Genomic DNA, 14955 nt, shown 5'->3' with positions numbered 1-14955 from the left:
GACAGCCCAACCCGATTGGCCCGTTGACGCCCCTTGGCCCCTTGCATAGGAAGGACAAAACCGACCGGAACAGGGCGCAGACGTGCCCAAAGGGAATGTCATGACCGAACCGTCCAGCGCACCACGTTCTTTTCAGGAAATTATCCTGCGACTTCAGACCTATTGGGCTTCGAAAGGCTGCGCGATCCTGCAGCCCTATGACATGGAGGTCGGTGCAGGTACGTTCCACCCGGCCACCACGCTGCGCGCTTTGGGGTCAAAGCCGTGGGCGGCGGCCTATGTGCAACCCTCGCGCCGTCCAACCGATGGGCGATACGGTGAAAACCCCAACCGGTTGCAGCACTATTACCAGTATCAGGTGCTGATCAAACCCAGCCCGCCGGATCTGCAAGAGCTGTATCTGGGTAGCCTTCAGGCCATCGGTATCGACATGGACCTGCATGACATTCGCTTTGTTGAAGATGACTGGGAAAGCCCCACACTGGGCGCCTGGGGTCTGGGTTGGGAGGTCTGGTGTGACGGCATGGAAGTCAGCCAGTTCACCTATTTTCAGCAAGTCGGCGGCCATGACTGCACACCCGTTTCGGGTGAACTGACCTATGGTCTGGAACGTCTGGCAATGTATGTGCTGGGCATTGATCACGTGATGGACATGCCCTTTAACGATCCGCAATCACCCAGCCCGCTGACCTATGGCGACATCTTCAAACAGACCGAAGAGGAATACGCCCGCTGGAACTTTGACGTGGCCAACACCGAAGTTCTGCTGCGTCATTTTGAAGAGGCCGAGGCCGAATGCGCCGCCATTCTGGCGCAGGAGCATGACGACCCAAAAACCGGCAAGCGTATTATCATGGCGCACCCGGCCTATGATCAGTGCATCAAGGCCAGCCACATGTTCAACTTATTGGACGCACGGGGGGTGATCTCGGTCACGGAACGGCAGGCCTATATTGGTCGCGTGCGGGCGCTGGCTAAGCAATGTGCCGATGCGTTTGTACAGACCGGGGCAGCCGGGTTCGAGGCCTGATGGCGCGCTCAGGCCAATCCCGGCAACAGCACTTTCAGGCCATCCGCGATCATGCTGATCGCGATGGCCGACAGGATCATGCCCATGAAACGGCTCATGATTACGCGCGCGTTGTCGGACAGGCGTTTGGCCAGGGCCGAAGCGTTCCAGAAGGTGATGAACAACAAAAACAGAACCACCAGAAACACGCCCGCATAGATGATGGCGTCCATGGGCTTGGAAATATGGTGAGCGTACAGGATCAACGTTGTGATCGTGCCGGGCCCGACCAGAATGGGGAAGGCCAGCGGGTAAAACGCCACCGTCGCGGGTTCGGGGTAGGCTTGCTTTTCCCCCTTGGTTCCGTGGTGCGAGGTGCTTTCGTTGCCGTTCAGCATGTTCAGGCCAATCATAAGAACGACCAGACCACCCGCGACACGCAGATCGTCGACACTGATCCCAAACAGGCCAAGCGTCTGGTTGCCGATAGCTGCGAAGGCTCCGCCCAGGATCAGGCAATACGTGGCTGTTTTCGCCGCGACTTTGCGCTGATCAGCGGGCGTCAGGCCGTCGGTAACGCTCAGGAAGACGGGCAGATTTGTAATCGGGTTCATGATCGCAAACAGCGCGCCGAAGAACCCAACGGCAAGGGTCATGTCCATTCGAATAGCCTCGTTCCGACCTGTATCAGTTTGGAAACTGGCCTATTTTCCGCCAAGTTGAAAGAGGCCGCGTGATCGGGATGTTGAGAAGATGACCGGAAAACTGCTTGCAATCATCCTTATTGTTTCTGCGGCTTTGGCCGGGGTGGGCATGTATTACCTTCAGGTGTACGGGTTCTACTATGACGTCGCGCCCCAGCCAGGGAAGGACGTGGAATTGCTTGTTGAGGGGGCAGAGGAACCCCAGCCGATCCCGTACACGGCGTTTCACGCGATTGATGCGGACAGCTCTCCGATCCGATACCGGGCGTGTTTTGAGACCGAGATGACGAGCGATGATCTTGCGGCTTTTCAGCCGGTCGAAAACCCCGAACCGCTGACCGCTCCGGGCTGGTTTGACTGCTACGACGCGGTTGCCATTGCCGAGGCTCTGAAGTCTGGACAGGCGCAAGCTTTTTTGGGGGCCAAGAACATACACTATGGCGTGGACCGCATTGTGGCCGTGACGGCAGATGGCAAAGGCTATGTCTGGCACGCGCTGAACAATTGCGGTGAAAAAGCCTATGATGGAACGGTTGTGGGCGAGGAATGCCCGCCACGGCCGGGGGACTGAGATGCCCGAAGTCGAGGAAATGCTTCACATTCCCAATTTTCTGACCGCCACGCTTGGCATTGCGGTCTATCTGATTGGGGCCGAGATCAACTCTCGGGTCGCTCCGCTGCGTCAATTCAATATCCCTGAGCCTGTCACCGGCGGGTTGCTGGCGTCTCTTGTATTGCTGATTCTGTATGTCGTGGCAGGGCTTGAGCTGACGTTCGACCTTGCCTCGCGGGATTTTCTGCTGATCGTGTTCTTTGCCGGAATTGGGTTGAATGCGCGGCTTGCCGATTTGATTTCCGGCGGCAAGCCTTTGTTCCTGTTGCTCATTCTGACGTTGGTGACAATCGTTGCCCAGAATGCCGTCGGTGCCGCCGGAGCAGTTGCCTTTGGCTATCCGGCCCAAGCTGGGGTTCTCTTTGGCTCTGCGTCTCTGATTGGCGGGCATGGTACCGCCATCGCGTGGGCCCCTGAGGTTGGCGCAGTCACCGGGCTTGAGGGCGCGACTGAACTCGGCGTGGCCGTGGCGACGCTTGGCCTTGTGCTGGCTGCGCTGGTGGGCGGGCCGATTGCCCGTCTATTGGTCGAAGGCAAGAAATTGACCCCGGAACGCCCGGACGAAGAACACACAGTTGGGCTGCCGGATGATGCCACCGAGGCCGAGACCATGATCGACCACCTGACCATCATGCGCGTGTTGCTTTATCTGAATCTGGCGATCATCTTCGGATATTTTTTGAGCGAGGCAATCGCGGCTACCGGGTTGAAACTGCCCTTGTTCGTGCCCTGCCTGATCATGGGGATCGTCATTGCCAATGTTCGCGCAGCTCTGGCCCCCAACGCGCCGCCGGTGTCCCGGACCCCCTCGCTGGCGCTGATATCCGAGTTTTCGCTGGGCGCGTTTCTGGCCATGTCGCTGATGAGCCTGCAGCTTTGGACCATTGCCGAACTGGGGTTGGCCATCGTCGTTATCATGGGTGCGCAGACCCTGTTTGCCGTGGCGTTCGTGATCTGGGTTCTGTTTCCGGTGATGGGCGGCAACTACCGCGCCGCCGTACTGTCTGCGGGGTTTGGCGGTTTTGCACTGGGCGCGACCCCGACCGCTATCGCCAATATGACCGCAGTTACCAAGCGATATGGCCCGTCGCCTATTGCCTTTATCGTGCTGCCCCTTGTATCCGCCTTCTTTGTGGATATCGCCAATGCCATCGTCATTCAGACGATCGTTAATTTCTAAGGACCGAAAATGCCCGACCTGCTGATCGAACTGTTTTCCGAGGAAATCCCCGCCCGCATGCAGACCCGCGCCGGTGAGGACCTGAAAAAACGGATGACCGACGGTTTGGTTGAGGCCGGTCTGACCTATGCCGGGGCTGCCGCCCTGACCACGCCGCGTCGCCTGACGCTGGCGATCGAAGGTCTTCTGACTGAGAGCCCAACGATCCGCGAAGAGCGCAAAGGGCCGAAAGTCGGCGCACCGGACAAAGCCATCGAAGGCTTCCTGCGTGGTGCGGGCCTGACCCGCGATCAGTTGGAAGAACGCGATACACCCAAAGGCGCGGTCTATTTCGCGACTATCGAAAAAGCCGGACGCCCCGCGGCCGAGATTGTGGCCGAGGTGCTTGAAACCACCATTCGAAACTTTCCCTGGCCCAAGTCTATGCGCTGGGGCGGCGGTTCGCTGCGCTGGGTGCGCCCGTTGCACTCAATCTTGTGCATTCTGTCCGATGAGGCTGGCGCGCAAGTCGTGCCGCTTGAGGTCGAAGGGATCAAAGCGGGCGACACCACTGCGGGTCACCGCTTTATGGCGCCAGATCGCTTCGCGGTCACGTCGTTCGATGACTATGCTGCCAAACTGAAACGCGCCTTTGTGGTGCTGAACCCCTCTGACCGCGCTGAACATATCTGGAACGACGCCCAGAACATGGCCTTTGCTGCCGGTCTGGAAGTGGTCGATGACAAGGGCCTGCTGGCTGAGGTTGCCGGTCTGGTCGAATGGCCCGTAGTGCTGATGGGGCAGATTGACGAAGAGTTTTTGGAACTGCCTCCTGAGGTGCTACAGACCTCGATGAAAGAGCATCAGAAATTTTTCTCGGTCCGCAATCCAAAGACCGGTCGGATAGAGCGGTTCGTTACCGTCGCCAACCGCGAAACTGCCGACAATGGCGCGACCATTCTGGCCGGGAACCAAAAGGTGCTGTCGGCCCGTCTGGCGGATGCCAAGTTCTTCTGGGAAAACGACTTGCGCGTCGCCAAATCGGACATCGCCCAATGGACCCGCGCGCTGGAGAATGTGACCTTCCACAACAAGTTGGGCACACAGGCCGAGCGGATCGACCGCATCGCGGTATTGGCTCGCGAACTGTCCCCGGTGACGGGCGCGGATGCGGATCAGGCCGAGAAAGCCGCGCGTCTGGCCAAGGCTGATCTGAACTCGGAAATGGTTTATGAATTCCCCGAACTTCAGGGGCTTATGGGGCGGTATTATATTGAAGCCGCAGGCGAAGACGCCACCGTGGCCGCCGTTGCGCAGGAGCATTACTCACCGCTTGGTCCGTCAGATGACGTGCCGACAGCGCCGCTGTCGGTGGCCGTGGCACTGGCCGACAAGCTGGACACGCTGACCGGGTTCTGGGCGATTGATGAGAAGCCGACCGGGTCGAAAGATCCGTTTGCCCTGCGCCGTGCGGCGTTGGGGGTTATTCGGTTGGTCTTGGAGAATGATCTGCGTTTGCCGATTAACGGTGTCGTAGACCGCCAATTGCTGTCATATGAACTTGAGGGTCTTCGGGTATCCGGCGATGAACAAGACCTATTCACACTTGAAAGTACGCTTCAGGAGATCGCTAAGTACGGGGTATTTCAGGCGGCGTTCAAATCAGTGATTGGGCAAATTCCTGAAAGCGCCGATAATCCATTTGAACCGGATGTGAGTGATGGTTCCATCCTTCAAGGAATCTCGAAGAAGATTAGCAACGCGTCGTCGTCCATCCTCTCCTTCTTCCACGACCGCCTCAAAGTCTTCCTGCGCGACGAGGGTATCCGTCACGACATCATCGACGCCTGTATCGCAATGGACGGCAATGATGACCTGAACCTGCTGGTCAAACGCGCCCGTGCGCTGAATGCGGTGATTGCGACCGAGGATGGCGAGAACCTTGTCCAAGGATTCAAACGCGCCAACAACATTCTGACGCAGGCCGAGGAGAAGGATGGCGTCGAATACTCTTATGGCGCGGACGTGAAATTCGCTGAGACGGACAGCGAAAGGGCCTTGTTCGCCGCCTTGGATCAGGCGCGGGGCAAGATCGGGACGGCGCTGAAGTCAGAGGATTTCCCCAAGGCGATGACCATTATGGCGGCGCTGCGCGGTCCGGTCGATGCGTTTTTTGATGAGGTTCAGGTGAATACGGACAACGACATTCTGCGCCGCAACCGTCTGAACCTGCTGAGCCAAATCCGTCAGGTCTGCTCCTCCGTGGCGGACCTCAGCAAGATCGAAGGTTAATCCAGAACACCCTTGCGCCATTGGTGCAAGGGCTTATGCTGCGGTGAAACCAAAAGGTGCTGCAGTGCAGAATAATCCGCATACCACTCTGATAACGACCGAAGCGCCCGTGGCCGCCAATACACACGGCGGGCGAGCGAAATGTCTGCAACGTCTAGTCCGTTTGGACCTTCCGGTGCCGCGAACGGTGGCGCTGTCCTTTGACGCGGTACATCGGATTGCCGAAGGGCAGGTACCGGATATCGCCGCAGTTCTGGAGCAGTTTGAACAGACGGCGTTGCTGTGCGTCCGGCCTAGTTCCGAAGACCCCGATTGGGGTGGCCCCGGTGCGATCTTGAACATCGGTATGAACGACGCGCGCTATGTGGACCTGTCGGATTCGATGGGCGCCGAGGCCGCCGCCGCGCTGTACCTGCGCTTTGTTCAAAGCTACGCAATTCATGTGGCCCGTTTGGACGCGGATGTTTTCGACGATATCAGCGCGGATGGCAGCGAAGGGCTGAGCCAATCCTTGCGCGCTTATGAGGATGAAACGGACGAGGCATTTCCCCAAGACCGGGGCGAGCAGCTGATTGCCGTCCTTCGGTCGATGGCGCGGGCGTGGGATGGAACCTCGGCCCGGTTGCTGCGACAGGCCAAGGGGGCGCCGGCGGATGCCGGGTTGGGCTTGGTCATTCAGGAAATGATCCCCGGCGTGGGGCAGGGTGAGTGCGGCTCGGGTGTGTTGCAACTGATTGATCCTGCAACTGGGTTGCCGCAAATCACCGGTCGTTATCTCAGTCAAAGCCAAGGCCGCGATGCGCTGGGTGCGGATGTGGCAGCGCTGTATCTGGAAAAGGACCCGCGCGGGAAATCACTGGAAGAGGTTGCACCCAAGGCATTTGCCGAACTCAAGGCCCACGCAGCCTTGATGCGCGCCAAGCTGCGCGAGGAAATGCAGGTCGAGTTCGTGATCGAGAATGGCCACGTGCATATTCTGGACGGCGTCCGCGTACAGCGTAGCGCACGGGCGGCGATGCGGATCGCGGTTCGATTGGCCGAAGATGGCATCATTCCGCCGCAAGAAGCGGTGATGCGGGTCGATCCGCATTCCCTGAATGAGATGCTGCACCGGCAGGTTCACCCCGAAGCAGAGCGGGATGTTCTGACCACCGGAATTGCCGCCAGCCCGGGGGCTGCGACCGGCAAAATCGTGTTCACCGCCGCCGAGGCTCAGGCCAGCGCTGCGCGGGGTGAGCCGTGTATTCTGGTGCGCCGCGAAACCTCGCCCGAAGATGTGCGCGGGATGCATGCGGCGGTTGCCGTACTGACCGAAAAGGGCGGTATGACGAGCCACGCCGCCGTGATTGGCCGCGGGTTGGGTTTGCCCTGCATCGTCGGCGCGTCCGAGATGCGGTTTCAGACCAAGAAACGGCTGCTGTCTGCCCCTGATGGGCGGGTGTTCAAGACGGGCGACGTTTTAACGATCGACGGATCCTCGGGGCAGGTTCTGGCCGGACAGCCCGCGATGCTTGAGGCGGCTTTGGACGATTGTTTTCAAACGCTTATGGGCTGGGCGGATGATGAACGCGACATCGCCATCCGCGCCAACGCGGATACACCGGCCGACGCACAGACTGCGCGGAACTTTTTGGCGCAGGGGATCGGCCTGTGTCGGACCGAGCATATGTTCTTTGATCCCGGTCGTCTGATCGTGATGCGCGAGATGATCTTTGCGCAAACTTCATCGGGTCGCGCGGCGGTTCTGGAGCGTCTGCTGCCCATGCAGCGCGAGGATTTCGTTCAGCTGTTCCGTATCATGGAAGGTCAGCCCGTCTGTATCCGCCTGTTCGACCCACCTTTGCACGAATTTTTGCCGACCACGCGCAGTGGACAGCGCGAGCTGGCCGAGGCGCTGGATTTGCCTGTGTCGGATGTCGAACGGCGTGTTGCGGCGATGACTGAATACAACCCGATGCTGGGTCTGCGCGGTGTGCGTTTGGGGGTGACAGTGCCCGAAATCTACGACATGCAGGCCCGCGCTATCTTTGAAGCGACGCTTGAGGCCAGCAAGGACGGCGCCCCCGTCGTGCCCGAGGTGATGATCCCGTTGGTTTCAGCCAAGCGCGAAGTTGAGCTGGTCAAATCCCGCATCGATACGGTCGCGGCCTCGGTTGCAACCGAACAAGGGCAAGAGTTCGAATACCGCCTGGGTGTCATGGTAGAAACGCCTCGGGCTTGTTTGCGAGCGGATGAAATTGCACCTCAGACCGCGTTCTTGAGTTTTGGTACCAACGACCTGACGCAAATGACCTATGGCCTGTCCCGCGACGATGCCGGCCGGTTCATGTCTGACTATGTTCGTCAGGGCGTTTTTGTCGAAGACCCGTTCCATGTGCTTGACCCCGACGGGGTCGGAGAATTGCTGAAACTCGGCGCGGAACGTGGACGTGAGGCCCAGCCGGATGTCACCCTTTCTGTATGCGGTGAGCATGGCGGAAACCCCGAATCAATCGCCATCTGCCGCGATCTGGGGTTTGACTATGTGTCATGCTCTCCGTTCCGGGTGCCTGTCGCTCGGCTGGCTTCCGCTCAGCTGGCGATTTCGTCCAGACTTGGGGGTTGACACAGGCTGATTGCCCTAGGATTAGTGGTTTTCAAGCAACCTTGTGGCAGAATTAATTTTCGCCACGGGCGATTTTCCACTTGCGTTTTCTTCTGATCTGGACGTCTGCGCCGGACTGCGCTAAATGCCTCGTCGCGCCCGCCGGGGGAGGGTACGGCGCGATATGTGCCTGTGCGAGGTTATCTGATGCTACGATACATACTGGCTGCTGCCACGTTGGCGGCAACCATGCTGCCAAGTGTGTCTTTCGCTGAAAAGAAAGCCACCGATACTGCCGAACGCGAACTTGTCACCCGGACCGAAGTGCCCGGGCAAAATTTTCGCGACTATCTGACTCTGTTCAAGCCCCGAAAAGAGCTTGAGCCTGAAAAAATGTCGTATTCGAAGGATTGGCTGGACCAACAGCCCAAGGCCACCGGGGACGAAAATTTTAAATGTCTAGCTGAGGCGCTGTACTTTGAAGCACGTGGTGAAAGCGTGCGCGGACAGTTTGCTGTGGCCGAGGTTATCCTGAATCGCGTGGACAGTGGCCGGTTTCCGGACTCGCTGTGCGGCGTGATCAAGCAGGGAACCGGTAAGAAATACCAGTGCCAGTTCACTTACACCTGTGATGGCCAAAAGGAAGTGATCCGCGAAAAGAAGGCGTATGAGCGCGTAGCTAAAGTTGCGCGTGCGGCCATCGACGGTGTCACCAAAGAACTGACCGAAGGTGCCACACACTATCACACCACGGCGGTTCGTCCGTCTTGGTCGCGCGTGTATAAAGAAACCGCGCGGATCGGAGTTCATATTTTCTACAGGCATAATTATCGAACAGCGAGCAACTGATTGACGCACCCGCGCTGGAACCTTGCTGGCGCGGGGCGTTTTATAACCTATGTTGCGGGCCAGGAGGCCCGCAATGACGTTTACACGCAGACAATTTCTGCAATCAGCAGCCGCACTGGCGGTACTGCCACACTCGGCCCACGCATCAAGCTCTGATCTGATCGCACAGACCGCGATGCAGCAGATCGCCCCGAATGGTTTTCCCCAAACGCCTGTTTGGTCCTATGGCGGTGGTGTACCTGGTGCCGAAATCCGTTTGCCTCAGGGCGCGCGGGTTCAGCGCAGGTTGGTGAACGAGCTGCCTCAGCCAACAACAGTGCACTGGCATGGCATCCGGATCGACAACGCGATGGACGGTGTGCCGGGCCTGACGCAAGATGTGATCGCACCGGGCGAGGGGTTCGATTATGACTTTGTCGTCCCGGACGCGGGAACCTATTGGTATCACGCGCATAACCGCTCGGTCGAGCAGGTGGCGCGCGGCTTATACGGCCCGCTGATCGTTGAAGAGGCTACAGGGCCAGATGTCGACCAAGACCTGACACTGATGCTGGACGATTGGCGACTGGACCCAGACACCGGACATATCGTTGAGGATTTCGACAACGGTCATGATCAAAGCCATGCCGGGCGGTTGGGGAACTTGATCTCGGTCAACGGCCAGTTTGATCCTGTTTTTCCCGCGCGCCGCCACGAGCGTTTGCGCCTGCGGCTGATCAATGCCTCTAACGCGCGAATCTACGATCTGGCTCTGGATGGGGTGGCAGGATGGATCGTTGCGCTGGACGGAATGCCGCTTGAAAGCCCGTTAGAGGTTGAGGAAGGTTTTCCACTCGCCCCGGCTCAACGCGCGGACTTGATTGTGGACGTAACAGCGGAATCTGACACCGTCGCCGGGCTGATCAGTCGCGAGCGGGACGGGGGCTTTGGTCTGGTGCGGTTCCCGGTTTCCGGTACTTCGGCAACGACTGCCCGGTCAGGCGTTGTGCCCTTGCCCGCGAATCCATTGGCGCAGGTGGTATTGGACGGCGCGCCGGTTCATCGGATGACGTTGCAGGGTGGTGCGATGCGGTGGCTGGAATCCGCGCAGCTTGGCGATACGCAGCTTTCTGGCCGCGAATTGGCGCAATTGGGCCGGTTCTGGGCTTTGAACGGGTATGCTGAACGCCCGTTGGACCCTTTTCTGGATGCGCAGCGCGGTAGTACCCACCGGATCGAGTTCGTCAACGAAACCGCTTTTCCGCATGCTATGCACCTACATGGGCACCATTTTCGGCTAATCCTGCCCGACGGCAGCCTTGGCCCATGGCGCGATACGGTGCTGGTGGAGCGCGGACAAACCCGTGAAATCGCCCTTGTGGCCGACAATCCGGGCAACTGGTTGCTGCATTGCCATATGCTGGGGCACGCCGCATCCGGGATGATGAGCTGGTTTCGCGTAACCTGACGCCGCAATCAACGACTAGAATGGCGTTTGTTGCGATGCTATATGCGCGCGCATCCTATAAATTTGGTAGATTAGTTTACCAAGCCCGAAAAGGTTCGCCGAATGAGCTCTGAAATCCGCCTTGCCTTTGCGCACCCGTCTGAACGGTCAGAAGCGACCGCGACGCGCGGCCCGCTGGATCGCATCTCGCTCAGGGATCATACCGTTGAAGTTGAGATCGGTGCCTTTCAGGCCGAACGTGGCACCACACAGCGTATCTGCTTCAACATTGTTGTAGAGGTTCGGCCGCTGACCGATCCGATTGACGATGATGTTGATCGCATTCTGTCATACGACCGAGTGACCGAGGCGATTGCCCATGAACTGGCCGCTGAACGTCTGAACCTGCTTGAGACGTTGGCGGATCGCGTGGCAGAGCGCATTTTGCTTGAGCCTCAGGCTGTAAGAGCTTTTGTTCGCATCGAAAAACTTGATCGTGGACCGGGCGCGCTGGGTGTCGAAATCGTGCGCGGCAAAGACACGCTCCACCACGATGTGGTCGAAGAAGAACGCCCCCATCCGCGGTTGGTATTCCTGTCGAACGAGGCCATTTCATCCGCCAATCTGACAGGTTGGATTGATCAGTTGGAGAACCGTCAGCGCCCGCTGATCCTGTGTGTTGGCGCGTCGGAACTGACGCTGCCACAGACTGGTCACGCGATGACCCAACGCCGGATTGATCTGCTGGCGATCGAGCAAAACGCCTGGGTTCTGGCCGCACGGGATCATCGCTGTGTGGTGGTGTCGACGCGGACGGAATTGGATTGGGCAATGAAGAATGGGCAGATTTGTGTCTGGGCTCCGTCCAAGATTGTGCTGGATGCGGTTGATGGCCCTTCGGCGGCGCCTTCGGACGCTGTAGCCTTGGCAGCCTGGTTTGCGGCCACTTTTGAAGCCAGCGAAATGATGGTGATCGGCGGTGCCTTGCCGAACGCCCCAAAGACGCCTCTGCGCGCTATTCCAGTGGATCAGGCGCAACTGTGACTGCGTATTTTCGACCGCTGGTGCAGCACGGGTCTGTACGACCGGACGGGGCGGTTTCTCTTGCCGGGCAGGAATTGTGGTTCACACATGCAGAACGGCTGTCCCGCACGGATGCGCCGACGATTGTCACGGCGCGGGATATTCCAGCTGATGCACTGAACCGTCTGACGCGCCCACGCGCAGAGATTGCTGGTGTGGCGATGGATCGCCCGCAGATCATGGGAATTCTCAACGCCACGCCCGACAGCTTCTCGGACGGCGGGGTGCACAACTCGGTTGAAACGGCAGTGTCCGCTGCTGAGCAGATGGTGGAGCATGGTGCTAGCATTCTGGATATCGGCGGTGAATCGACCCGACCGGGGGCTACCTATGTGCCCGAGGATGAGGAAATCGCCCGGACGCAACCCCTGATCGAAGCCATTCGCGCCAAGACGAGCGTCCTGATTTCCATCGATACCCGCAAGGCCAGCGTGGCGCGGGCTGCGTGGACGGCGGGCGCGGGGCTGATCAATGACGTATCGGGCTTTACCTTTGATCCGCAGCTCGCGCCGTTCTGCGCCGAGGTTAACGCGCCTGTCTGTGTGATGCATATGCAGGGCGATCCAACTGTGATGCAGGACGATCCGCAATATGATGACGTGTCGCTGGACGTTTATGATTTCCTTGAAGGTCAGGTTGAAAAGCTGGAGCAGATTGGGCTGAGCCGCGATCAGATCTTGGTCGATCCGGGTATCGGGTTCGGTAAAACCCAGGCGCATAATTTGACATTGTTGAAAAATCTTAGCCTTTTCCATGGCTTGGGATGCCCGATTCTGCTGGGCGTCTCGCGCAAGGGCTTTATCGGGCAAATCGGGCAAGAGCCGCGCAAGGATGCCCGTGCGCCGGGATCAATCGCTGTAGCGCTGGCCGGATTGTCGCAAGGCATGCAGATCGTGCGTGTTCATGACGTGGCTCAAACCGCTCAGGCCTTGCGTCTGTGGGCCGCCGTCCGGTAATCCCGTCCTAGACGAGTAACTACGGAGTTAGACAATGCGCAAGCTGTTCGGAACCGATGGGGTGCGGGGCACCGCCAATACTCATCCGATTACGGCCGAAATGGCCCTGCGCATTGGGGCTGCCGTGGGGCGGTATTTCCGTCGCGATCGATCCGGTGCGCACCGGGTGGTGATCGGCAAGGATACGCGCTTGTCCGGGTATATGCTGGAAAACGCGCTGACTGCTGGGTTGACCTCGACAGGGATGAACGTGCTGCTGTTGGGTCCTGTACCGACACCGGCGGTAGGGTTGATGACCCGCTCGATGCGCGCGGATCTGGGGGTGATGATCTCGGCCAGCCACAACCCGGCTGAGGATAACGGTATCAAGTTCTTTGGCCCCGACGGGTACAAGCTGTCCGATCAGGCTGAGCTGGAGATTGAACGTCTGATCGAAGAGGGTGTCAAACCGGCGCAAGCACAGAACATTGGCCGTGCCCGGCGGGTGGATGATGCGCGGTTCCGATATGGTGAGCGGGTAAAATCCTCGCTGTCCCGCGATCTGCGTCTGGACGGGCTGAAAGTAGTGGTCGATTGCGCCAACGGCGCGGCCCACCGCACGGCGCCCGAGGTTTTGTGGGAGCTTGGCGCAGATGTCATTCCGGTCGGAATCGCGCCGAACGGTAAGAATATCAACCTGAATTGCGGCTCGACCAAACCTCAGCTGGCGGCCGAGACGGTTGTCGCGCACGGCGCGGATGTGGGTATCTGTCTGGACGGTGACGCCGACCGCGTGGTGATGGTTGACGAAAACGGGCAGGTGGCTGACGGAGATCAGCTAATGGCGTTGCTGGCGACCTGTTGGGCCAAGGCGGATCGTCTTGAAGGCGGCGCGCTGGTTGCGACGGTCATGTCGAACCTTGGGTTGGAACGGCACCTTGCTGCGCAAGGGCTGCGTCTGGAACGAACGGCCGTTGGTGACCGCTATGTCGTCGAAAGGATGCGCGAAGGCGGGTTCAACTTGGGCGGTGAGCAGTCGGGCCACATCGTCATGAGCGATTATGCCACCACCGGTGACGGCCTGATGGCCGGTCTGCATTTCCTGGCCGAGATGGTGCATTCAGGTCGCAAGGCGTCCGAGCTGTCGGTGCAATTCGAAACCGTTCCACAACTGCTTAAAAACGTGCGTTACGGCGAGGGGCAAACCCCACTGGAAACCAGCGCCGTGAAAGCGGCCATTGCGGATGCCGAGGCGCGCCTGAACGGGCAAGGCCGGCTGCTGATCCGCAAGTCAGGGACGGAACCCCTGATCCGCGTGATGGCAGAATGCGAGGATGATGCCCTGTTGACACAAGTCGTCGACGGTATCGTGGCCGAGGTCGAGGCGGTCGCCGGTTAACGCCCGATCAGCATCTTTCGCAGGCTGAACCACTGACTGATGGCCAGCCCGGTCAAAATCATGGTCAGCGCGATGTAAAAGCGCAGGGGCAGGGCCTCGGACAAGATCCAGGCGCCGAAAACCATCGACCAGATTGGCACCTGATAATTGACCAGCGTCAGAAAGACGGACCCGGCGCTGCGAATGATCGATACGCGCAGCAAGGTGGCAAAGGCGGTCGGCACCAGCCCCAGCGCTACAATGGCTAGACCGGGGCGCGTTCCTTCCCAACGTGGAAGGCCTTCGGTCACCAGCATGATGGGTAACAAAAGAACGGCGCCCACCACCAAGGACAGCGCCGCCAGCACCACAGGATCAATCGGTGGGCAACGCCGTGTGAAGATAGACGCGCAGGAGTAACACAAAGCCGCGCCGATGCAGGCCAGCTGCGCCAACGGCTCAGCCCCTTGTCCGATCTGCGCCAAACCCGGCCCGATCAACACCAAAGCACCGCAAAATCCCAGTGAGACTCCAAGGAACCTGCGGGCGTTCAGCGGCTCGTCTGAAAAGAAATGGGCCAATGGCAGAACCATCAGCGGAATTGCCGCCATCGACAGCCCGGCAAAGGCCGAGGCCACATATTGTTGCCCCCAACTGAGCAACATGAAGGGCAGGGCGGTAGACAGCAGACCGATAATGGCGATGAACCCCCACAAGTTCAGATCGCCCGTCGGCAGCTTGCGACCGGTCAACGCCATCATCCCAAGTAATGTCACGGCACCCAGCGTCGTGCGCGCCGTAGCGACTGTCACTGGCCCGTATCCCTCAAGCGCCATTGCGACGACCATAAACGTGCCGCCCCATATGAGGCCTAAAGCGATCACGCCGCTCCAATCGCGGGACGTGGGTTGGTCAATCATATA

General features: G+C 59.2%; 12 protein-coding genes. 10 read left to right on the top strand and 2 right to left on the bottom strand.

What is annotated here, in order from left to right; all coding sequences use genetic code 11:
* Nucleotides 1-100: 100 nt before the first annotated feature.
* Complete coding sequence (locus ACR0AJ_RS02525) at nt 101-1030, top strand: glycine--tRNA ligase subunit alpha (RefSeq protein ID WP_170348327.1); 930 nt, start codon at nt 101-103, stop codon at nt 1028-1030.
* A gap of 8 nt (nt 1031-1038) precedes the next feature.
* Here ACR0AJ_RS02525 and ACR0AJ_RS02520 read toward each other — a convergent pair whose 3' ends face one another.
* Nucleotides 1039-1671 carry a MarC family protein gene (locus ACR0AJ_RS02520; protein ID WP_170348328.1) on the bottom strand — a complete coding sequence of 211 codons (633 nt, stop codon included), beginning with the start codon at nt 1669-1671 and terminating at the stop codon, nt 1039-1041.
* A 91-nt stretch (nt 1672-1762) separates the two neighbouring features.
* Between ACR0AJ_RS02520 and ACR0AJ_RS02515 the strand changes: the two genes are divergently transcribed.
* From ACR0AJ_RS02515 to glmM, 9 genes are all read left to right on the top strand, one after another.
* Nucleotides 1763-2284, top strand: coding sequence for a DUF6446 family protein (locus tag ACR0AJ_RS02515; protein WP_480646320.1), 522 nt, complete (start codon nt 1763-1765; stop codon nt 2282-2284).
* A gap of 1 nt (nt 2285) precedes the next feature.
* Nucleotides 2286-3506, top strand: a complete 1221-nt coding sequence (gene gltS, locus ACR0AJ_RS02510; protein ID WP_170348330.1) for a sodium/glutamate symporter — start codon at nt 2286-2288, stop codon at nt 3504-3506.
* Nucleotides 3507-3515: 9 nt separating this feature from the next.
* Nucleotides 3516-5777, top strand: coding sequence for a glycine--tRNA ligase subunit beta (gene glyS, locus ACR0AJ_RS02505; RefSeq protein WP_480662184.1), 2262 nt, complete (start codon nt 3516-3518; stop codon nt 5775-5777).
* Between the two features lie 43 nt (nt 5778-5820).
* The gene (locus ACR0AJ_RS02500; protein WP_480740006.1) at nt 5821-8382 is read left to right on the top strand and encodes a putative PEP-binding protein; all 2562 of its coding nucleotides are present in this window, start codon (nt 5821-5823) and stop codon (nt 8380-8382) included.
* A 186-nt stretch (nt 8383-8568) separates the two neighbouring features.
* Complete coding sequence (locus ACR0AJ_RS02495) at nt 8569-9210, top strand: cell wall hydrolase (protein WP_170348333.1); 642 nt, start codon at nt 8569-8571, stop codon at nt 9208-9210.
* Nucleotides 9211-9283: 73 nt separating this feature from the next.
* The gene (locus tag ACR0AJ_RS02490) at nt 9284-10657 is read left to right on the top strand and encodes a multicopper oxidase family protein (RefSeq protein ID WP_480740004.1); all 1374 of its coding nucleotides are present in this window, start codon (nt 9284-9286) and stop codon (nt 10655-10657) included.
* A 102-nt stretch (nt 10658-10759) separates the two neighbouring features.
* On the top strand, nt 10760-11680 hold the full coding sequence (locus ACR0AJ_RS02485; protein WP_170357874.1) for a dihydroneopterin aldolase: 921 nt from the start codon (nt 10760-10762) through the stop codon (nt 11678-11680).
* A complete protein-coding gene (folP, locus tag ACR0AJ_RS02480; protein ID WP_480740002.1) occupies nt 11677-12675 on the top strand; it encodes a dihydropteroate synthase in 999 nt (332 codons plus the stop codon). The genes ACR0AJ_RS02485 and folP overlap by 4 nt, the downstream gene beginning before the upstream one ends.
* A 34-nt stretch (nt 12676-12709) precedes the next feature.
* On the top strand, nt 12710-14053 hold the full coding sequence (gene glmM, locus ACR0AJ_RS02475) for a phosphoglucosamine mutase (RefSeq protein WP_170348337.1): 1344 nt from the start codon (nt 12710-12712) through the stop codon (nt 14051-14053).
* Here the strand turns inward: glmM and ACR0AJ_RS02470 are convergent.
* The gene (locus tag ACR0AJ_RS02470; protein WP_170548284.1) at nt 14050-14952 is read right to left on the bottom strand and encodes a DMT family transporter; all 903 of its coding nucleotides are present in this window, start codon (nt 14950-14952) and stop codon (nt 14050-14052) included. The genes glmM and ACR0AJ_RS02470 overlap by 4 nt on opposite strands.
* Between the last annotated feature and the right edge of the window lie 3 nt (nt 14953-14955).

It is taken from the genome of Ruegeria sp. CJ9 (assembly GCF_056536625.1).
The sequence above is the reverse complement of the archived record's forward strand: the minus strand, read 5'-3'. Positions and strand labels throughout refer to the sequence as shown.

Coding starts and splice junctions, on each gene's coding strand:
- ACR0AJ_RS02490 (WP_480740004.1), top strand. CDS start 9,284: ATGACGTTTACACGCAGACAATTTCTGCAATCAGCAGCCGCACTGGCG.
- glyS (WP_480662184.1), top strand. CDS start 3,516: ATGCCCGACCTGCTGATCGAACTGTTTTCCGAGGAAATCCCCGCCCGC.
- ACR0AJ_RS02520 (WP_170348328.1), bottom strand. CDS start 1,671: ATGGACATGACCCTTGCCGTTGGGTTCTTCGGCGCGCTGTTTGCGATC.
- ACR0AJ_RS02470 (WP_170548284.1), bottom strand. CDS start 14,952: ATGATTGACCAACCCACGTCCCGCGATTGGAGCGGCGTGATCGCTTTA.
- gltS (WP_170348330.1), top strand. CDS start 2,286: ATGCCCGAAGTCGAGGAAATGCTTCACATTCCCAATTTTCTGACCGCC.
- glmM (WP_170348337.1), top strand. CDS start 12,710: ATGCGCAAGCTGTTCGGAACCGATGGGGTGCGGGGCACCGCCAATACT.
- ACR0AJ_RS02515 (WP_480646320.1), top strand. CDS start 1,763: ATGACCGGAAAACTGCTTGCAATCATCCTTATTGTTTCTGCGGCTTTG.
- ACR0AJ_RS02525 (WP_170348327.1), top strand. CDS start 101: ATGACCGAACCGTCCAGCGCACCACGTTCTTTTCAGGAAATTATCCTG.
- ACR0AJ_RS02495 (WP_170348333.1), top strand. CDS start 8,569: ATGCTACGATACATACTGGCTGCTGCCACGTTGGCGGCAACCATGCTG.
- ACR0AJ_RS02485 (WP_170357874.1), top strand. CDS start 10,760: ATGAGCTCTGAAATCCGCCTTGCCTTTGCGCACCCGTCTGAACGGTCA.